Here is a 19895-nt window from a genome sequence, read left to right as displayed (position 1 = left end):
GTCGCCCTGGGGCTGGGGATGAAAGCGGCTTGAGGGCTGGAGTTACCAGGATTTCGTGGACACCCGCAATCGGCGAGGTGTGTCCTGTGTTCGGCAGCCGTCGAGGCCAGCGTGCTCGTGGTCTGGCGCGTGTGCCGTCAGGTCGCGGTGGCGGCGCCCGGGGGCCCGTAGCAGGGTAACTCGGCGCACACCCCGCTACCTTGGCTGGTGAGCCTGCGCGCCACCCAGACTTGTGCGGCAGCCTCGGTGCGGAAGGGGGCTGAGGTGATCTTTGAGCCCAAGATGGCGGCGCATAGTGGCGGCCGTGACGGTTTCTCCGCGTGCGATGGCGACCGTCGCCAACCACGCGTCCGATTCGTCGTGCGGCACGACGACAAGATGGGATGGAAAGATCGAACCTTAAAAGGGGCCTCCCAATGAAAACTGGGAGGCAGATCTTGTAAGGGCCGATAAGTGTCCATGACCGGACACTAGTCAGGTGCCGTCTCCCTAGTCGAGACGGCAGAGCGGGTGGTAACGCTAAGCGGTCGCAGCTGCATCCGAAGACTTACCGGACATGGCCTTCTTTTTTGCTGGCTTGCCCGTCTTCTTCGGCGGCTTCTGGCCGTTCTTCGTAGGCGTACGCTTGGTGCTCTTGGTCGGCGGCGAGCTATGCTGATCGAGTACAGCAAGCACCTGTCGTTTGGACATGCCACGCAAGATGGCGATCTTCTCGATTATCTCCGGACGAGGACGGGTGCCTTGCTGCTCCCAGTTATAAACAGTCTGCGCACTTGCTCCGAGCAACGGGGCGAAGGCCTCCCGGGAGAGGCCGAACTTTTCGCGTAGCTTGCGCAAGCCGCCGGCCGAGAAGCGCTTACGAGTGGTGGGGGTGGTGGGGGCACTCTCCACCTGCCCACTCTTGCGCGTGCCCTTGGCCAGCGCCTTGATACCGCGCTGCAACTTGTCGATATCGGATTTGAGCGATGTGATGGTCTTGCGCTGTACAAGCAGTTGCTTGCGAAGGGGCTCCATCTGTTGGCGGAACTCCTTTCTCGTCAAGCGAATGATCTCATCTCTTAATACAGAAGCTATGTTCGGCATGGAGCGTCCTCTATCTCTCGAATTGGATGAAACGGTTATTCTGCGTCAGAACTAAAGGTCAATGAGGTTGCATCCCAAGATGCTGGAGTTGATCCTGCCAAAACAGCGGTGGGCTCACCGCCAGTCGAGTGAGCCGGATATCGGGGATCGTATCGTCAAGGATTGCTTCTATGATCTGTGGAGCGAGCAAGGTCATGTTAATCATGCGGGCGACATAGCTGTGGTCGGTCTTCTCTCTGGCCGCGATCTCCTTCATGGAGGCCACCTCGCCAGTGTCGAGCATGTCACGCCAACGAAAACCGCGTGCCAAAGCCTTCTGCATGGCGGTCAGGTCGGGGGTGACGCCGGGAGGTCCAACGCTCCTTGGCCGTATCATCCTGCGTCCGGACCGCCGCCGCAGGCGAATCGGAAGTGTCACGGTGGCCGCGCCATCGCTGGTGTAGAAAATGCTGGCCTCACCGTTGGGATGGATGACGTCGCAGGTCATGCGGCGTTCCTTTGTAGGTCATCCGCCAATAGCCGGATGCCCAGCGGATGGAATCGTATTTCCAGGCGCTCGGGCGCGACGATGATCTTCTCGATCAGTTGACGGGCGATGAGTTGCTGTTCGGCCGGGAACAGCGAGTCCCAGATCCGGTCCACCTCCCGCATCGCCACAGTGATCTGTGCCTCGTCTAAAGCAGTATCGTGGAAGCGTGCCACAGACAGGGTAGCCTGGATCATCTCGGGTGATTGAATCACCCGCCGGAACTGCGTCACCACGATGGATTCCAGTTCATCGGCAGGCAGGCGTGGCAAGGGCGACTTCGCGTGCTTGCCACGGTCCAGTAGCTCCTTACTGAGGTAATAGCGATAGAGGTGCCCATTGCGTTTGGTCGTATGCCATGGAGTCAACGCGGCTCCTTCCGGATCGAACAGCAAGCCCTTCAACAAAAAGGCCACGTTGGCGCGCGAGTGATTGGTACGCGCATGGGCGTTGACTCCGAGAATCTCACGTGTCTTCTCCCATAGCGCCGGTTCGATGATGGGCGGGTGGGTGTTCTCGAACTCGGTCTCCTTGTGCTTCAAGTGACCGAGATAAGTTCGATTGTGGAGGATCTTGTGGATGGCGCCTTTGTCCAGCACCTTGCCCGGCGTGTGCCGGCCGGCGACGCTGGTCCACGCTTTGTTGCGGTACTCGGCGGATCGCGCCAACTCGGCGACCTTCTGGATCGATCGATCCTCTGCAAATCGCAGGAATACCCATCGAACCACGGCGGCTTCCGGACCATTGATCGCGAGTCGCCGATCCTTGACGTCGTACCCGAGCGGCGGGACGCCGTGCATCCACAGTCCCTTGCGCTTGCTGGCAAGGAACTTGTCGCGGATGCGCTCGGAGGTGAGTTCCCGCTCGAACTGCGCGAACGTCAGCATGATGTTAAGCACCATGCGGCCCATGGCATCGGTGGTATTGAAGTGCTGGGTGACCGCGACAAACGTCACGTTGTGTTCTTCGAGGATCTTGAACAGCTCGGCGAAATCGAACAGCGACCGGGTCAGGCGGTCAATCTTGTAGGTGACGACGATGTCGATCTTGCCGGCGCGAATATCGTCCAGCAGGCGCTTGAGGGCCGGGCGCTCCAGATTGCCGCCGGAGTATCCGCCGTCGTCGTAGGTGTCGCCGACTGGAACCCAGCCCTCGGACCGCCGGCTGGCGATGTAGGCCTCGCCGGAGTCGCGCTGGGCGTCGATGGAGGTATAGGCTTGCCCGAGCCCTTCCTCTGTCGACACTCGGGTGTATACGGCGCACCGTAGCCGCTTGAGCGGGGCGGTGTTCATGCCGCGAGCAGCGCCAACCGTGCCGGCGCGGCTTGGCATTCGACCACCAAAGTGTCGTGCCGATAGAAATACCGAAGCAACTGCTTCATATCGGCTTCCGTGGTGGCCAATCGCCCCCAGTCGCATACGGCGATCACGTCTATTCTTCGCGCGGCCACGTCAATCAGCAGGCGTTGGAAATCCGGCCGGACTTGCGTGCCCGCGCAGTACCCATTGTCGATGTAGGTGCTGAGCAAGGGCGGCACGTCCGCGCAGCGCCGGAGCGTTTCGGTGATGACCGTCTTCTGGAAGCCGATGAAATCGATGTCGGCCCACAGCGTCTGGCAGTACATGGCAACGCGCAGCGGCTCACGCGGATCGGTTGGCGGGATGATGAACGGGTCCATTAAGAGTTCTCCTTGATTGAGGGGTTGCGAAGCCCGAAGAAGGCCGGGCCGGACCAGCGGGTGCCGGTGATCTCGCGTGCGATGACCGACAGGCTGCGGTACTGCCTTCCGCAGTACTCGAAGCAGTGTCCGTCCAGCACGCGGACGGAGTGCAATGCGCCGTGGTAGTTCCGTGTGAGCACGGCGCCCACGCGCAGCGTTCCCTGCTTCTTGGGTTGGATGGCGCCGGTTTCGAGTAGATGCCGAATCCGGCGTTCATTGGATCGAAGCAGGTCGGCGTGGCGCTCGCGAGCGGCCATCTCTTGCAGCCGATGGGTGAGGCGGCGTTCGACGTACTTGCGATTGTTGATGCCGGGCTCACGCCCGAACAGTTCTTTCCACATGGCCTTAAGCTCGTTCCATTCCATGCTCTGCAGCGCAGCGATTCTCGGGCTCATCTTTTCGGGTGGAGCGGTGGATCGTTTCACGTCTCTCTCCGGTGCGGTTTGAAGGTGCGGTCATACACCCTCGGATCGCAGGTGTTTGCAAGTCCACGGGTTCCTTGTCCGGATGCATCGTCACGGGAACGCATACGAACCACGGCGAGCGCCATCAAATTCGCTACCGCATCCAGTCGAGCGCGGGCTGCGGCCTGCTTTTGGTCTTCATTCATGAGGTGGGGGATTGGATGTGCTCGGCGGACCCGCGCGCGAGGGCGGCAAGGCTTCCTTCCTGATCCAGGCCTCGCCCTTCGCCGTGTCGATGAAGCGTCGCAGATCAGGGGACAGGGCCTGCCACAGCGCCGTGTAGTGGGCGTCGTAGCGTGCTTGGCGTAGGAGTGGTTTCCATCTGACAGATCGATGCCCCGCCTCGTGCGCTGCCGCGAGCAGACCGACGAACTCCTTCTGATTGCGTCGGAGCACAATGACTTCATCGCCAATCGCCAGCCGGCCACTCGCGGGATCCAGGTCGAACCAGACCGGGTAGGACGCGGTGATGGCGTCGCCCAGGCGCCGGAAATCCAGCCAGAGTCCTTCGGTTTCCATGCGCGCGATTTCGTCGAGAGCCAGGATCGTGCGGTGGACATCCGCGAGCTGGGAGTTGATCAGTGGCGACGAGGACAGCACGATCTGCCGGCCGTCCAATTCGAGCTGCAGGAGCGAGAGGATCGGTGCGAGGTCTACGTACCAACCGGCGCGCAGAAGATAGATAGGGACACCACCCGCAGCGGTCTCGGGGCTGGCCAAGCGCCACAGTCTGTTTTCGATCAGCATGTCCGGTTCGGCATTCGGTCCCGCCAACCGGCGCGCCAGCAATGCAGGCAGCCAATCGAGTTGGACCTGCGTTGACATGTACTCCGATGTCATCTCAACGTCACCCATACACACCACGCATTTCACGTCGCGCTCTTGGTACGAATGCAACTGGAGGGCAAACTGATGGCCGCATCGAGTGCAATGGATTCGCCGGGTGCGTCGGATTTTCGCCAGCGCGCCCAGCGTGACGAAATCGCTCATGGCATCGCCGTCATAAGGCAATAGGGCGCCCGCCGGTTCGGATTCGAACCAGTTCAAGTATCGGTACAGCACATTGGGTCCTTCGAAAACGTGGGCAAAAGCTGCCCGTCAGGCCGAAGCGGCCTGGATATAGGTGCAGCGATGAGGCGCCTCAGCGGCTCAGCGAATCGTTAGATTCGGTAGCGATCGTGGTATCTGAGCATTGCCATGGCGATGGCAGCGGTCAGCAAGGTCGATGTTGCTCCGTACGAGCGGAGCGTGGGGGCGGCAAGAGCGCTGAGTCGAGTCAATCGAAGACGTCGCCGTCGAGGCGCGTTGGAACAATCCGTTGTGCATAACTGTGGGCCTTTGGGGGAGCCACTTCCGGTTGATTATGTGTTGCTGAATAGAGCCTAGCCTTTCGCCGAAGCCGTGCGCAACCGCACTTGCGCTTCGGTTGACACGTGATTCGTGTTCCAGTCGATTGTGTTCATGCTTCGTTTGGATTGAGGGCGGTTCCGAGCGAATTTAGTGAGCAATCGGCATCGATTCCTCACTCGAATGCGCGAGTCTCGGTTCGAACGTTGGTGAGAATTTCGCCAGTGAGGAATCGGCGCTCGATTCCTCATGCATTCCTCACTGATTGCTCACTGATTCCCCCCTTTCATTCCTCACTTCGCTTGACCGACGCTTCTTACACGGCCGAACACGCCGCAAACAAGGAGCAGAACATGAGCAGTGGTTTCTTTTCGCCCGAGGAACTGTCGGCGCATTGGCGCGTGCCGGCGAAGACCTTGGAGCGCTGGCGCACCGAAGGCATCGGTCCGCGCTTTTGCAAGATCGCCGGCCACGTGCGTTACCGGCGCGACGACGTCGAGCAGTTCGAAACCGCCTCGATGCGGTCGTCCACGACGACTCCGGCGCAGGTGACGGCATGACATTGCTGGAACGTTTCATCGGGCGGCCCGCGTCGGAGCTGGCCGACTTCGCGCCCGAGCTGCTGCTCGACCTGAAGCAGCAGGCCGTCGATGCGCTGGCGACCGCGAAGGCGAATGCCGACTGGATCGATCGTGCGCTTGACTTGCGCTACAGCCGCACCGCGGTGCAGGCGCGTCTGGCCGCCGGCAAGGACAGCGGCACGGTGAGCTTCGCCGATGGCGACATCCGTGTCAGTGTCGAGTTGCCGAAGAAGATCGACTGGGACCAAGCGCAGCTCGCACGCATTGTCGAGCGTATCCGCGCGGCCGGCGAAGATCCCGCTGAGTTCGTGGAGGTCACCTACCGGATCAGCGAAACCCAATACAACGCGTGGCCCGCCTCGTTGCGGAGTTCCTTCGATGCCGCGCGGACGCTCAAGACCGGCAAGCCCACGTTCCGCCTCTCCATGACGGAGGATGAACCGTGATCGATTTCGCGATTTTGAGTGGGGGGTGCCGCTGATGGCCCTGCCTATTGTGACCGCCGACCAGCGCTTGGCCGAAGTTCGCGGCGTCAAAGGCGTGCTGATCGGGCGCTGGGGTCTGGGTAAGACCTTCCAGTTGTGGACCCTCGATCCGGCGACGACGTTGTTCGTGGACATCGAAGCCGGCGACCTGGCCGTCAAGGACTGGTCGGGCGACAGCCTGCGCCCACGAACCTGGGAAGACTGCCGGGACTTGGCGGTGTTTCTGGGCGGCCCGAACCCGGCCCTGCGCGATGGTCAGCCGTTCAGCCCATGGCACTACGAGCAGGTGTGTGCGCGCTACGGCGATCCCGCCGTGCTTGATCGGTACCGCACGCTCTTCATCGATTCGATCACCGTCGCCGGCCGTCTGTGCCTGCAGTGGTGCAAGGGCCAGCCGCAGGCGTTCTCGGAAAAGACCGGCAAGCCGGACACGCGCGGCGCCTACGGACTGATGGGCCAGGAGATGGTGGGCTGGCTGACCCACATCCAGCACACCCGCGGCAAGCACATCTGGTTCGTCGGCATCCTCGATGAGCGCACCGACGACTTCAACAAGAAGGTCTACGAGCTGCAGATCGATGGCTCCAAGACCGGACTGGAACTGCCCGGCATCGTGGACGAGGTGATCACGCTCGCGCAGATCGCCTCCGGCGACGGCCCGCCGTACCGCGCGTTCGTCTGCCACACCGCCAATCCGTGGGGATTCCCAGCCAAAGATCGATCCGGCCGACTCGATCAGATCGAGCCGCCGAACCTGGGTCAGCTCATGCGCAAGCTCGGTGCCCCCGAAGCGGCCGCGCCCAACGACATTCCCCTTCACTGATTCGCAGGAACCCCATGACTGCCTGGAACAACTTCAACGACGCGGAAAGCCCGTCGTTCGCGCTCATCCCCAAGGGCACGCTGGTCAAGGTCCGCATGACCATCAAGCCCGGCGGCTACAACGATGCTAATCAAGGCTGGCTGCATGGCTGGGCCACGCGCGGCGACAGCGGCGCGGTCTACCTCAACGGCGAGTTCGTCGTGCTCGAAGGCAAGTACGCGCGCCGCAAGCTGTGGTCGCTGATCGGCCTGCACAGCGACAAGGGGCCGACCTGGGGCCAGATGGGCCGCAGCTTCATAAAGGGCGCGCTGAACTCGGCGTTCGGCCTGCATCCCAACGACGTGAGCGCCGCCGCGCAAGCCGGTCGCTGCATCGAGAGTTTCGCCGATCTGGATGGCCTGGTCTTCGCCGGCAAGGTCGATTGGGAAAAGGACGGCTACGGCGAGGACAAGGCGGTGATCAAGATTCCGATCATGCCCGACCACCCCGGCTACAAGGAGGTCATGGGGTCGGCGGTCGGGTCGGTCGGCGGTCATGCCGCGTCGTCGGCGCACATGCCGGCGCATGTCGGGCATGCGGCCCAAGCCGCGGCCATCGCCAGTCCCGTCGCCGGTCGCCCGGCGTGGGCGCAGTGATCCGCACTACACCCAATGACCCCTTGCTGGGCGTGCGGCCGGACCGCGCGCGGGTTCGGCTATTTGGACCTGCGCCGCCGGATCGGTGATCCACGGCGCGCGCCGTATCGATGGGCGTTCTGCTCGACCGTTTGCCAGAACGCCTTCCACCAACTCTACGACACCCGACGCCGGAGCGATCCGGCGTCGATAGAGGAGCTATTGCCTGTGACCCACCCACTGACCCATGACGCACAGCGTTCGTGCCTGCGAGCGCTGGCGTCTGTCGCCGATCGCATCGGTTTCGACACTCCACTCGGTCATTACAACCAAGCGCAAGCAACCGAAGTCATTGAGGCCATCACGCAAGCCTACGAAGCGTCGGTCCGAGCGCAATCGAACCAGGCCGCCTACAAGGTCAAGCCGCCGCTCGACGGATTCGAGAACGACACGATCCCGTTTTGATATCTGCATTTCAAGAATCTTTTCCGCAATGCATTTCATCCAGCAGGCGAAACATGCTTGATTTCAACACGCATGATCTGTCCGAACATGTCGGAATACTGATCGACACGGCGATGGAGCGCGAGGCGGCTCTGCTGCCGCCGCGCGCGTATCTGGGCGCGTCCAGCCTGGGCGAAGACTGCGCGCGCCGACTCCAGTTCCAGTTTTTTGATGCGCCCAAGGACGTCGGCCGCCATTTCGCCGGCCGGACGCTGCGTGTATTCGCACGCGGCCATCGCATCGAGGACTGGATGGCTGACTGGCTGCGCCAGGCCGGCTTCGACCTGCGCACCCGCGACGATCGAGGCGAGCAGTTCGGCTTTGCCACTGCGAATGGTCGTGTTCGTGGCCACGCCGATGGCGTGATCGTCGCCGGCCCGGACACCTTCCGCTATCCGATGCTCTGGGAAACAAAGGCCGTTGGCGCGAAGACGTTTCGTGAATTGCAGAAGAAGCAACTCGCCGCCAGCCGCCCCGTCTACGCCACGCAGGTCGCGCTGTACCAAGCCTACCTCGGACTGCACGAACACCCTGCGTTGTTCACCGCGATCTGCGCCGACGACATGGACATATACGCCGAGCGCGTGAAGTTCGACCCCGGCTTGGCGCAGCGCGCGTCGGATCGCGCCGTCGAAATCCTGCGCGCATGCGATGCCGCCGATCTGCTGCCTCGGATCTCCACCACACCGACTCATCAAACCTGTCGCCAATGCCCCTGGCAGGACCGCTGTTGGTCCCTGTCTTCCCCCACCACGCTTAACTGAAATAGAGAACCCGTATGAGCACTCTCGCTGAACTATTTGGACTTGATTCAAACGCGAGCACTGATGACCTGCAACAGGCCGCCGTGATGCTGCCGGACATCCGGGACTACCACGCCGTGCCGGTGTCGGTGACCCCCGAGATTGCCGGGCACTGGCTGCGGCGAAATGACAGCAACCGCCCGATTCGCAAAAAAGCCATCGCGCAATACGTCAACGACCTGAAGAGCGGAAACTGGCAACAGAACGGAGAGACCGTCAAGTTCGGTCGCACCGGGCGCCTGCTCGACGGGCAGCACCGGATTGCAGCCATCGCAGCTTCCGGGATCGCGCAGTCGATGCTGGTCGTCACCGGCGTTGCCGATGAGGCATTCGATACGATCGATACCGGTCGTCGCCGCACCAGCGCGGATGTTCTCATCATCGAAGGCACGGGTACGTTCGAAGCCCGCATCGCTGCGGCGGCGCTGCCGATGATCATGAACTATCGGTGCGGCCTGCTGCCCCACAGCTCGACCCGCTACCCCAACCATGAACTCTTGAGTTGCTGGATGGGCGATGCTCAGGTCCGGACCAGCAGCCAGTTCGTCGCCAAACTGCCGCACCGGATGGTGCCGATCAGCCGTGCCAAAGCGCTGTTCCTGCATTGGGCTTTCTCCTGGAGATCGCCGTCGGCGGCGGACTCCTTTATGGACGGATTGTTTGGTGGGGATCGGCTTGAAAAAACCGACTCCATCTATCACCTGCGCGAGCGGCTGTTGCTTGATCGATTGGATCGAAGGGCGTCGCACGACGGTGCGCAGTTGCATGCCTGCATCAAGGCGTGGAATGCGGCGCGCGCGGGGAAGAAGATCAGCAGTTGGCGACCGTTGTTTCCGGCATCGAATGAAAGCTTCCCGGAGATCTCGCCGTGAACCACGAACTGCACGAGCTTTGTAAAGCATTGCCTGATATGTGGGACGATCAGTTCCGGCAGTTGGTCGAGGACATCCGTGCGAACGGGCTGCTTCACCCCGTACTCCTATTGGACGACAAGGTGCTCGACGGCCGCCATCGCTATCGGGCCTGTCTGGAGTGTGGAGTGGAGGTGCGCTTTTCCCCATTCGAAGGCACCGACCCGGCGGCATTCGTTATCAGCGAGAACCTCGCGCGCCGGCATCTCAACGACTCTCAACGTGCTCTGGTGGCATCGAAGCTTACGGGGCTAGGCCGGGGACGGCCCAAAAAATGTCCGGATTCGGACAATAAACCGATCCTGCAGTCTGAAGCCGCCAAGATGGTCTCCGTCGCGCGCACCTCTGTGGTTCTCGCGACCCGCCTGCGAAAGGAAGCGACTCCGGCGCTGCTTGCAAAGGTGGAGTCGGGAGATATCGCGGTCCACGAAGCGCTCAAGATTGCCCAACTCGGTGCTCCGGCGCAGGACCGTGTGGCGCAAATCCAGGACAGAAAACAGCGCCGGCTAGCCATGGCGGAAGCGCATCATCGCAGCGCAGGGCGAGCCACGGCGCCACGCAAGCAGTTCATGACTGTGGTTCCACCTGGAACCGAGTTCGTTCGCGACGTGCTGACACGCCTCGAATTGTTCACCAATCATGTGCTGGGGGCCGATGGTGAAGTCGACGCCTTCGTCGACCGCTTTTGGGCCGAGTTTGACTGGCAGGAGCCGCTTCTTTTGAAGCGGTTGGAGCACGCGGGCCGCGGCATTAAGGCAGTTGCCAGACTCCAACAGCACCTGGAGCGGAGGGCCGAGGCGGCATGATGGATTTCAACGATACCGAACGATCACAAGAGATCAGACGACCTGATCGTTCCGACCGCGACCAAGTCCGCGCGCTGCTAATGCAGCGCCTGGATGGCGTACTGAAATCGATGTACCCCGAAGGCCGCTCGCGCCGCGGAAAGTTCAACATCGGCGATGTCAACGGCACCGCGGGCGACAGCCTGGAAATCGCGCTGAGCGGTGACAAGGCTGGGCTGTGGAATGACCATGCCACCGGCGAGGGCGGCGACATCTTCGATCTGATCGCGGCTCAGGCGGGGCTGGATGCCCGCCACAACTTCGCCGCAGTGCTCGAACGTGCTTCCGAATTGGCGGGCCACGTGCCGACGCCCATCGCAGCATCGGCGTCCGAGCGACGTCGGTCGGAGCCGGCAGTGGACGATCTCGGCCCGCACACCGCGCGCTGGGATTACCTCAGCGCGGACGGCGAGTTGATCGCGTGTGTCTACCGCTACGATCCGCCCGAGGGTAAGCAGTACCGCCCCTGGGACGCGAAGCGGCGCAAGCACCAAGCGCCGACGCCGCGCCCGCTTTACAATCAGCCGGGCATGGCGGCATCGAGCGAGGTTGTTCTGGTCGAGGGCGAGAAATCCGCCGACGCGCTGATCGAGCGCGGTACCTGCGCCACCACGTCCATGAACGGCGCGAACGCTCCCATCGACAAGACCGACTGGTCGCCGCTGTGCGGCAAGCATGTGCTGATCTGGCCGGACAAGGATAAGCCTGGTTGGGAGTACGCGATGCAGGCGGCGCAGGCGGCGTTCCAGGCCGGGGCCGATTCGTGCGCAGTGCTGCACTTGCCCGAAGAGAAGCCACTGGGTTGGGATGCGGCCGACGCCGCCGAGGACGGCTTCGATATCGAAGGCTTCTTGCGTGCGGGCGAGCGTACCTTCCTGTCTCCCGGCAACGACGCGGCGCCGCCGTCCATCAACTTTGACGGCTTGGACTGGAGCAGCGACGACGGCCTCGGCTTGGCCTTCACGCGGCACTACGCCGGCGATTGGCGCTATTGCGCAGCCTGGGGCCAGTGGTTGAGCTGGACTGGCATGCGCTGGAACCCGGATCGGACGCTCGTTCTGCAGCACTTGGTGCGTGGTGTTTGTCGCGCGGCGCAATCGTTTGCCGACAAACCGTCGCAGCGTTCCAAGCTCGCGTCGGCTTCGACGGTGGCGGGCGCCGAACGCCTGGCCCGCAGCGATCCTCGCCACGCCTCCTGGGCCGAGGACTGGGACCGCGATCTGTGGGCATTGAACACGCCGCTCGGCATCGTGGATCTGCGTGATGGGGAATTGCGTCGCCATGCTCGTGGCGAGCACATGACCAAGCTGGCCACGGCCAGCCCTCAGGGAGACTGCCCGACTTGGCGTCGCTTCCTGGGCGATGTGACCGGCGGTGACGTCGAACTCGCGGCCTACCTGCAGCGTGTCGTTGGCTACTGCCTGACCGGCGTCACCCGCGAGCATGCGCTGTTCTTCCTCTACGGCACCGGCGCCAATGGCAAGTCTGTGTTCGTGAATACTTTGGCCACGATCTTTGGCGATTACGCCACGAACGCACCGATGGACACGTTCATGGAGAGTCGAGGGGAGCGCCACCCGACTGAATTTGCCGGTCTGCGCGGCGCGCGCTTCGTTGCCGCCAGCGAGACCGAGCAGGGGCGGCGCTGGAACGAGGCCAAGCTGAAGGCCATCACGGGCGGCGACAAGATCAGCGCGCGCTTCATGCGGCAAGATTTCTTTGAGTACATCCCGCAGTTCAAGTTGGTGATCGCCGGCAACCACAAGCCCGCGATCCGCAACGTGGACGAGGCCATGAGGCGGCGGCTGCATCTCGTTCCGTTCACCATCACCATTCCGCCCGAACGGCGCGACGGGCGCCTGACGGAGAAGCTGTTGGCCGAGCGCGACGGGATCATGGCCTGGGCCGTGGAGGGGTGCCTGCAATGGCAGCAGGCCGGCTTGTGTCCGCCGCAGTGCGTGGTCGATGCCACCGAGGAGTATTTCGAAGGCGAGGACGCACTCGGTCATTGGATCGAAGAACGCTGCTTCGTACACGCCCAGTCGAAGGCGCTCGTCGCCGACCTGTTTGCCGATTGGCGGGATTGGGCCGAAGGCAGCGGTGAGTTCGTCGGCTCGGTCAAGCGCTTCTCGGATCTTCTCACCACCCGCCAGTTCACCAAGTACAAGGGCGGCAAGGGCGCGCGGTATTTCATCGGCTTGAGTCTGAAGCCGAAATCCTTCACACAGTTCGGACCCGCACGCCATGATTGAAATCAATGACTTGGGCGAGAGGGTGGCGAATGGGGCAGAGCTGCCGGTTCCCCCTTATGTGTGCGTGCGCGCGCACACACGCGTATTAACCGGCAGCCCTGCCATATCCGCCACCCAGACCGGCGAGATCGCCTCGCCGACGCTGCTCGCGCTCGACCTGGGGACGACGTTGGGCTGGGCGCTGCGGCTGTCCGGCCAGGCCATGAGCGGTACCGAGCACTTCAAGGTGGGCCGCTTCGAAGGCGGCGGCATGCGCTACCTGCGGTTTGTTCGCTGGCTCGATGACCTGTGGCGCTTCGCTGGCGCACCCTCGACGCTGTACTTCGAAGAGGTGCGCCGTCACCGCGGCGTCGATGCCGCGCATGTCTACGGCGGCTTCTTGGCGCAGCTCACCGCGTGGTGCGAGCGCCATGCGGTTCCGTACCAGGGTGTGCCGGTCGGCACGATCAAGAAATTCGCGACCGGCAAAGGCAACGCCGACAAGGCGGCGATGATCGAAGCGGCGAAGCGGCTGGGCCATGAGCCGGCCGATGACAACGAAGCCGACGCCCTGGCGCTCCTACATTGGGCCATCGCGCAGGAGCAGGCCCGTGTCTAACTGGACGATCCAGACTGTCGCCGACCGATTCCAGGAAGCCGCGATCACGGCACGCCGGCTTCCGCCAGCGCGGGTGCAGGGTTACGCGTCGTACTGGCCTGATATCCAACGGCAGTCGTGGGAGGGTTACGCCGATGAGCGAATCGTCCTGCGCTTCGCCGCGTCCCCGGCCGCGATCGACCGCTTCGGTGAGACCGTGCGTTGGATGCAGTGGCTGGACGAAGACCAGCGCCGTCTGATTTGGCTGCGTGCCCAACAGGTGCCATGGCGCGAGATCTGCGCACGCACGGGCCTGATCCGCAAGACGGCGTGGCGTCATTGGCAGCATGCGTTGGCGCTGGTTGTTGCGCATCTCAACGGACCGTTGCCGCGCTTTGCCGAGCCGATTCTGGAGCGATCGAGAACGAAATCGATATGAGTTTGTGCCATTGGGGGTGAGTGGGGGCGATTGGGGGGCAATGCGAAGATCGGCGATGTCCCACAAACCCCGGTTTTGCCCTAGCCTAGCCGGCATGCTGATCGTGGTGTGTCGATCCCAACCGGCCATGCGGACGGCAGAACGATCATGACCTTCGCCACCATCAGCGGCCGGATGGCTGTGATGTTGTTCTATCCAATGGCTGGCCTGGCGAAATGTGGTGATAACAGCCCTTGTCTTTTGAGTGAGAATGAAATGCAGCGCTGTCGCCGTTCATTGTATTCAGCCATAATTCGACGCAGACTCAGGGTCCGCCATACTGGCGGATTCAAGGAGCGAAACTTATGTTCAGACTGACTTCGGTAGCTGCTGGTATCTTCTTGGCTGGTGTTGCTGCTTTTCCCGCAGCGGCTGCGCAGACCGTCGTAGTAGGTAATATCAAATACACCTGTCCGAACAGCTGCGTGGTTACGCAGGGCCAAAATGGCCCCGCAGTGCGTGACAGTGGAGGCGCCCAAATCAGCCTCGAGTTCTTGACCAGCACTGATCCGGACAGAGATCCGTAATATCGGAACTTTATAAGGCGATGGGCCAAGCAGGTTGCGCACGATCGTCTGATACAGGCTGCGCGGCGTCTCTTGAAGCGGCAGCCCTCTTCGCCACTGTCAGTGGACAATGGCTGGCTAGAAGTTTATGCCGAGCGGTAGCGGCGGTCTGCGTAGAGGCCGCCGCTTTTATGGTCACAGTCGCTGCTATGCGGTGTGCCGTAACCGAACGCGTCCAAGTGATTCTCGGAATCATCGGCAGTCCTCCGCTCGGCCGAGCCAAGCTGACGATTGCTCCGTCTTTTACTTGGTCCCGGGTTCCACTCGAACAGATTGACTACGTGACGCCAATGCAACGATCTCATCAGCAGTCAGGCCTGCGACCTTATCTTTAATGCGGCTAATCGACGGTGCGTCAAGCTCGGAATTTTTAACCACTTCATGGGCGCTTTTCACGCCTTCCATGTTCAGCACCAAAACCGCCAACGCCAGCTTCCTCTGCTCGTCTTCGGATCGACCGTTCATCATGGAGTGATAGGAAGATTCAGCAGATTGGCTGCTCGTCGCATCGATACGGATAGCTGGCGATTGTGCAAGTGATGACGTGCAAATGCCGAGCGTTGCGAGAATGAGTGCAGCAACGACGTTCTTGAGCATCATAGAACTCTCCTTGTTAGATCCTAATTTTTAGACTTGGCAATCTAATCGGACAAACGATCCATCTGCGCCGCACACCAGAGCCCCTTGGCGATGAGCACGGGTAGTTTCTCTACGATACAGCAGAAGACCAATGCCGTGCTGACAGGCGGCTTTGTCCGGTCACGTGGCGCGCCTGCCTGTCACTCCTGCGCCCATTGCCAATAGTCAGAGCTAGGCGAACAAGAACGAACAAATCCGCGTGTCCCAACATTGCGGGCTTTGCCCTAGTCTAGTCGGCATGCTGATCGTGGTGCGTCGGTAGACGTGTCATCCGGCATGGGTCAGCCCGAAGACTTCCAAGGCACCATCGGAATCTTCGGGCTGACATTCCTTCCCGATTCAAACTCAATGACTCGGATCAAACCCTGTCCCAACACGTCGCGCACAGTGCGCGACACGGCGGCACCTCTCGAGGCCGCTACCTGTGCCCATCCCCAAGGCGCGCGCGCAACACGCGTGCACACGTCGCGCCCTTCGGCCTGAAATCGCGGGTCCTTCCCCCGCATCAGGACGGGCGGGGGGCATAGCCGCAAAACCCCGCTAGCGTCAATCGAAAAAACAGGTTCGCACTCAAAATAGTTCGCACTAGAACATCGAGTGAATCTTCGGGAAGTTAGATTTCAGGCTCTCTTTGGATTCGTCAGATAGTGCTTTGTACTTCTCGCCGACTTCATTGCCTTTGTTGCGAAGCTCTTCCAAATTCGGCTTCTCGCCGGCCTTTGGCCGAAGCGCTTTGGCTTGCTCAATGACGCTAGTGACAAAAGATTTTGCCTCTGGGTTGAGTGCGTCGATCTTGTTTTTGACAAGCGTGCGAAGCTCTGTGGCCTTACCCACTATGTTGGGCGCAGCCAAGACCACGCTGCCTTTCGTGCGCTGGATGTTTCGCTCTGGTCCGCCCACCATGAACGCATGGACATGCCCGGAAGCGATCTGACTATTGCCCGTCAGCTTGGAGCCATCATCGCTGAGTGCAATGCTCTGACTGGCAAAACCACCCAGCGTGCCGAGCCCCTGGATTCCAGCAACGGGTGTCCATACAAATGCTTCGCTTAATCCATTAGATGATTGACCGGTTCCAACGACGCTTCCGTTATCGGCGATATCGACGGCCTTAATCCAAGGCCCTCCAAGGGTACCGATGTCCAGCCCTTCCTCTTGATCGGGGATTCCCACGGGGACCCAGACGAAGGACCTAGCCAGCCCATCGTCGGTGATGTAGTTCCCCAGAACGATGCCCGCTTCATTTATGTCGACGGCAATCAGTTGCTGCCGTGATATGCCGGTGACCTCAAGATAGTCGAGATAAGTAATCGAGGTTTCATCCGATTCCCAGCGAACAGCTACTACGTCGCCATCATCGGTCTCGCATGTACCTGCAACACGATGGCTTGAATTGACCGCCGCGACCACGCAGTTGGATCCTCCGGGTACTCTGGGTAACTCAGTGGCTACGTATCCGAATAAGCCGGGTTCCCACCGAACCGCGACGGTTCCGCCGTCGCGTAGCCCGCATATGCCTACGACCACGGGCTGATCGGTGTTGTCCATGTCTGAGATAACGCATTCGGTCGTGCTCGGGATTAGAGGGGGCAGCAAACCAAGCTCAGGCAAACGGGTGGGAGTGCGCGAACCTGCCATCCAAATCACTGCGGTAGATGAGCCATCAGCGGCGACGCTTGATCCTGCGATGACACCGGCTTGATTGATCTGCCAGGCAATCGCTTTGGCGTGATTAGGTATTGCTTTGAGTTGTGTCGGTGTGCTCCCCGGAATGGACGTCGTCCACACGACGGGAAACCATTCACCTGTGGCTCCCAGTTCGCAATTGCCAACAATAACGCTGGCGCTATTGATGTCCGTCGCATCGCAAGGGTCATTGACAGCTAGCGCCGGTAACGGAGCGGGCCCTGTTGTGGGAGCCCAGTAGACGGCGACCAAATCCCCATCCGGGTTACGGCAGGTGCCAATGGCAGCACCTGCATCGTTGGTGCTGCTAGCCAAGCAAACATTGCCGCCCAATGTGCCCATATCGATCGATTGAGCTAAAGCCAGTGTGGGGCCTCCCAGGGCAAGTACGGCAAGGCACGTGGGCGCGATACGCGACATAGAACGGCTGCGGCTCATAGCTAGCTCCGGTAGCGATGGATGGTGAACTATTCGGCCAGGCCAACGAAGTACTCCTGAACGCCTACTTGAGTCCGCGAACTGGTTCGCTGAATGCCGCATTGAGCGCGTCGCTCACTGAAACTAACAATAGTTCGAAGTGATTTCACGAGCGCAGTCATATCCGATCAGCAACTACTCTTTCAGCCTCCCCCAGTACGGCAGGCGAAGGTAGTCGATCCTTCATTCCGAGAATCAATTGAACATTTTCATTGAGCAACGCCCCATCGCGGCGCTCATTCCGTATGCGCGAAACGCGCGTACCCACTCCAATGCGCAGGTCGCGCAGATCGCCGCGAGCATCGTGGAATTCGGATGGACCAATCCGATCTTGGTCGATGGCGACAGCGGCATCATCGCAGGCCACGGTCGGCTGCTCGCCGCGCGCCAGCTGAAGCTTTCGCAAGTGCCGGTGATCGAACTGGCTCACCTGAGCCCGGCGCAGAAGCGCGCCTACGTCATCGCCGACAACCGCTTGGCCGAGAACGCGGGCTGGGATGAGGAGTTGCTGAAGCTGGAACTGGCTGAACTGCGCGACGTGGAGTTCGATCTGGACCTGCTCGGGTTCACCGATGCCGAGTTGGACGAGCTGCTGATCGATGACCAAGCCGGCCTCACCGACGACGATGAAGTGCCCGAGCCGACCGAGCATCCGGTGTCGCGCCGCGGCGATGTCTGGATCTGCGGCGGACACAAGGTGCTGTGCGGCGACGCCACCAGTGCCGACGACTACGCCGCATTGCTCGGCGACGAGCTGGTGGACATGACCTTCACCGATCCGCCGTACAACGTCGATTACGCCAACAACCCGAAGGACAAGCTGCGCGGCAAGCATCGCCCGATCCTCAACGACAACTTGGGCTCGGACTTCGGCGCGTTCCTGGAAGCGTGCTGCACGCAGATGGTGGCGCTGACCAAGGGTGCGATCTATATCGCCATGTCCTCGTCGGAACTGGATCGGCTGCAGACCGCGTTCCGCGCGGCCGGTGGTCGCTGGTCCACCTTCATCATTTGGGCCAAGAACAAGTTCACGATGGGTCATGCCGATTATCAGCGGCAGTACGAACCCATCCTCTACGGCTGGCGCGAGGGCAATGACCGGTTCTGGTGCGGCGCGCGCGACCAGGGCGATGTGTGGTTCATCGACCGCACCAGCAAGAACGACCTGCACCCGACCATGAAGCCGGTGGCGCTGGTGGAGCGGGCGATCCGCAACAGCAGCAAGTCCCGCGATCTGATCCTCGATCCGTTCGGCGGTTCGGGCACGACGATGATCGCGGCCGAGAAGACCGGCCGTCGCGCGCGTCTGATCGAGCTGGACCCGAAGTACGCCGACGTGATTGTTCGGCGCTGGCAGGATCACACCGGCCAGGCCGCGGTCCGCCAGAGCGACGGCGCGTTCTTCGATGATGCCGCGCGCCAAACCGATGTGGCTGAGAACGAATGATCCGGCCGGCGTACTACAACGAGATTGATCCTTACCTGTGCGACTGGCTGCGCAACCTGATCGCGGCCGGTCTAATTCCACCCGGCGACGTCGATGACCGAGACATCCGATCTGTTTGCGCAGATGACCTGCGCGGCTACGGCCAATGCCACTTCTTCGCCGGGGTTGGCGGATTCGCCTATGCCTGCCGGCTCGCCGGCTGGCCCAACGATGAGGAAATCTGGACGGGCGGCTTCCCCTGCCAGCCGTTCAGCGTCGCGGGCCGACAGCGCGCGCAAGCGGATGACCGTCACCTCTGGCCGGAACTGCGTCGCCTTATTGCATCGGCGCGACCCGCTGTATTCCTGGGTGAGAACGTGTCTGGTCTCATCCCGCTGGGGCTCGATGGAGTTCTCGCTGACCTGGAAACCGAAGGCTACGCCAGCCGGGCGATTGTTGTTCCAGCTTGTGCCGTCAACGCCCCGCACCGACGTGACCGCGTCTGGATCGTCGGAAAGCATCTGGCCGACACCGCTGATGCCCAGCGGCGGTCGCAGTCTACCGGCGGGAACGTCGGAGACCGGCCAGACGCCGACCGGGCAGAAACGCACCGTCGATCTGCCGAACTTGGCGAAGCGGGTTTGGCCGACCGCGACGGCGAACGATCCGGAGAAGCGCGGCGACTTTGCGGCCGAGCGACGCAATGGTCTGCCGGGAGTGGCGAAGGCGGTGTGGAGCACACCGCGCGCGAGCGACGGCGAGAAGGGCGGTCCCAATCAGCAGTTTGGGAGCGGGGCAACGCGCCCGCTCCCGGCGCAGGCGGTCTGGGCGACGCCGACGACGCGGGATCACAAGGACGCATCGAGCATTGGCAGCGCACCGGTCAATGGGATGCTTGGACGACAAGTCGAACCCTCGCCGGTCGCCGGGTACCTGAATCCGGAATTCGTCTTCTGGCTGATGGGGTATCCGCCCGAATTCCTAAGCTGCGCGCCGCCGGCAATGCGATCGTCCCGCAGGTCGCCGCCGAAATCCTCCGCGCCCTGCGCGCCTGACGCCGCGCTTACGCGCGACGCCAGCGCCGGTCA

General features: G+C 61.8%; 21 protein-coding genes. 13 read left to right on the top strand and 8 right to left on the bottom strand.

The window, feature by feature from the left end; genetic code table 11:
• Positions 1-519: 519 nt before the first annotated feature.
• The 6 genes from LG3211_RS22395 to LG3211_RS22370 form a co-directional block, all read right to left on the bottom strand.
• Positions 520-1083 carry a helix-turn-helix domain-containing protein gene (locus tag LG3211_RS22395; protein ID WP_057944773.1) on the bottom strand — a complete coding sequence of 188 codons (564 nt, stop codon included), beginning with the start codon at positions 1081-1083 and terminating at the stop codon, positions 520-522.
• 58 nt (positions 1084-1141) lie between these two features.
• A complete protein-coding gene (locus LG3211_RS22390) occupies positions 1142-1570 on the bottom strand; it encodes a hypothetical protein (RefSeq protein WP_057944772.1) in 429 nt (142 codons plus the stop codon).
• Positions 1567-2901, bottom strand: coding sequence for a recombinase family protein (locus LG3211_RS22385; protein ID WP_057944771.1), 1335 nt, complete (start codon positions 2899-2901; stop codon positions 1567-1569). The genes LG3211_RS22390 and LG3211_RS22385 overlap by 4 nt, the downstream gene beginning before the upstream one ends.
• Positions 2898-3287, bottom strand: coding sequence for a recombinase family protein (locus LG3211_RS22380; protein WP_057944770.1), 390 nt, complete (start codon positions 3285-3287; stop codon positions 2898-2900). Before LG3211_RS22380 ends, LG3211_RS22385 begins: the two co-directional genes overlap by 4 nt.
• Entirely contained in the window at positions 3287-3754 is a 468-nt protein-coding gene (locus LG3211_RS22375; protein WP_148649102.1) for a DUF2924 domain-containing protein, read from the bottom strand. The genes LG3211_RS22380 and LG3211_RS22375 overlap by 1 nt, the downstream gene beginning before the upstream one ends.
• Positions 3755-3931: 177 nt before the next feature.
• Entirely contained in the window at positions 3932-4840 is a 909-nt protein-coding gene (locus tag LG3211_RS22370; RefSeq protein ID WP_148649101.1) for a hypothetical protein, read from the bottom strand.
• Positions 4841-5493: 653 nt separating this feature from the next.
• On the opposite strand from LG3211_RS22370, the gene LG3211_RS22365 reads away from it, so the two are divergent.
• The 11 genes from LG3211_RS22365 (at position 5494) to LG3211_RS22315 (ending at position 13974) form a co-directional block, all read left to right on the top strand.
• Positions 5494-5700, top strand: coding sequence for a helix-turn-helix domain-containing protein (locus tag LG3211_RS22365; RefSeq protein ID WP_057945680.1), 207 nt, complete (start codon positions 5494-5496; stop codon positions 5698-5700).
• Entirely contained in the window at positions 5697-6167 is a 471-nt protein-coding gene (locus tag LG3211_RS22360; protein ID WP_057944767.1) for a hypothetical protein, read from the top strand. Before LG3211_RS22365 ends, LG3211_RS22360 begins: the two co-directional genes overlap by 4 nt.
• A gap of 34 nt (positions 6168-6201) precedes the next feature.
• Positions 6202-7029 carry an ATP-binding protein gene (locus LG3211_RS22355; RefSeq protein ID WP_057944766.1) on the top strand — a complete coding sequence of 276 codons (828 nt, stop codon included), beginning with the start codon at positions 6202-6204 and terminating at the stop codon, positions 7027-7029.
• Between the two features lie 14 nt (positions 7030-7043).
• Positions 7044-7664, top strand: a complete 621-nt coding sequence (locus LG3211_RS22350) for a hypothetical protein (protein WP_057944765.1) — start codon at positions 7044-7046, stop codon at positions 7662-7664.
• A gap of 63 nt (positions 7665-7727) precedes the next feature.
• Entirely contained in the window at positions 7728-8108 is a 381-nt protein-coding gene (locus LG3211_RS26095) for a DUF6511 domain-containing protein (RefSeq protein ID WP_148649100.1), read from the top strand.
• Positions 8109-8161: 53 nt separating this feature from the next.
• Entirely contained in the window at positions 8162-8911 is a 750-nt protein-coding gene (locus tag LG3211_RS22340; protein ID WP_057944763.1) for a PD-(D/E)XK nuclease family protein, read from the top strand.
• A gap of 14 nt (positions 8912-8925) precedes the next feature.
• On the top strand, positions 8926-9822 hold the full coding sequence (locus LG3211_RS22335) for a hypothetical protein (RefSeq protein ID WP_148649099.1): 897 nt from the start codon (positions 8926-8928) through the stop codon (positions 9820-9822).
• On the top strand, positions 9819-10667 hold the full coding sequence (locus tag LG3211_RS22330; RefSeq protein WP_148649098.1) for a ParB/RepB/Spo0J family partition protein: 849 nt from the start codon (positions 9819-9821) through the stop codon (positions 10665-10667). The genes LG3211_RS22335 and LG3211_RS22330 overlap by 4 nt, the downstream gene beginning before the upstream one ends.
• Positions 10664-12958: a phage/plasmid primase, P4 family gene (locus LG3211_RS22325; RefSeq protein WP_057944760.1), complete on the top strand. Its 2295-nt coding sequence runs from the start codon at positions 10664-10666 to the stop codon at positions 12956-12958. The genes LG3211_RS22330 and LG3211_RS22325 overlap by 4 nt, the downstream gene beginning before the upstream one ends.
• On the top strand, positions 12951-13556 hold the full coding sequence (locus LG3211_RS22320; RefSeq protein ID WP_237049798.1) for a crossover junction endodeoxyribonuclease RuvC: 606 nt from the start codon (positions 12951-12953) through the stop codon (positions 13554-13556). The genes LG3211_RS22325 and LG3211_RS22320 overlap by 8 nt, the downstream gene beginning before the upstream one ends.
• Positions 13549-13974, top strand: a complete 426-nt coding sequence (locus LG3211_RS22315) for a DUF6362 family protein (protein ID WP_057944759.1) — start codon at positions 13549-13551, stop codon at positions 13972-13974. The genes LG3211_RS22320 and LG3211_RS22315 overlap by 8 nt, the downstream gene beginning before the upstream one ends.
• A gap of 848 nt (positions 13975-14822) precedes the next feature.
• On the opposite strand, the gene LG3211_RS26090 is transcribed toward LG3211_RS22315, so the two are convergent.
• Both LG3211_RS26090 and LG3211_RS25185 read right to left on the bottom strand, forming a co-directional pair.
• Positions 14823-15179, bottom strand: coding sequence for a hypothetical protein (locus tag LG3211_RS26090; protein WP_148649097.1), 357 nt, complete (start codon positions 15177-15179; stop codon positions 14823-14825).
• A 624-nt stretch (positions 15180-15803) separates the two neighbouring features.
• Positions 15804-17342 carry a hypothetical protein gene (locus LG3211_RS25185; protein WP_187313081.1) on the bottom strand — a complete coding sequence of 513 codons (1539 nt, stop codon included), beginning with the start codon at positions 17340-17342 and terminating at the stop codon, positions 15804-15806.
• A 238-nt stretch (positions 17343-17580) separates the two neighbouring features.
• Here LG3211_RS25185 and LG3211_RS22300 point away from each other — a divergent pair, with 238 nt between their 5' ends.
• A complete protein-coding gene (locus tag LG3211_RS22300) occupies positions 17581-18828 on the top strand; it encodes a site-specific DNA-methyltransferase (RefSeq protein WP_057944756.1) in 1248 nt (415 codons plus the stop codon).
• Entirely contained in the window at positions 18825-19862 is a 1038-nt protein-coding gene (locus tag LG3211_RS26585) for a DNA cytosine methyltransferase (RefSeq protein WP_187313080.1), read from the top strand. The genes LG3211_RS22300 and LG3211_RS26585 overlap by 4 nt, the downstream gene beginning before the upstream one ends.
• The last annotated feature ends 33 nt before the right edge of the window (positions 19863-19895 follow it).

The sequence above is a fragment of the Lysobacter gummosus genome, assembly GCF_001442805.1.
Lineage (GTDB): Bacteria > Pseudomonadota > Gammaproteobacteria > Xanthomonadales > Xanthomonadaceae > Lysobacter > Lysobacter gummosus.
Note: the sequence above shows the minus strand (reverse complement) of the source record. Positions and strands in the feature narration are given on the sequence as shown.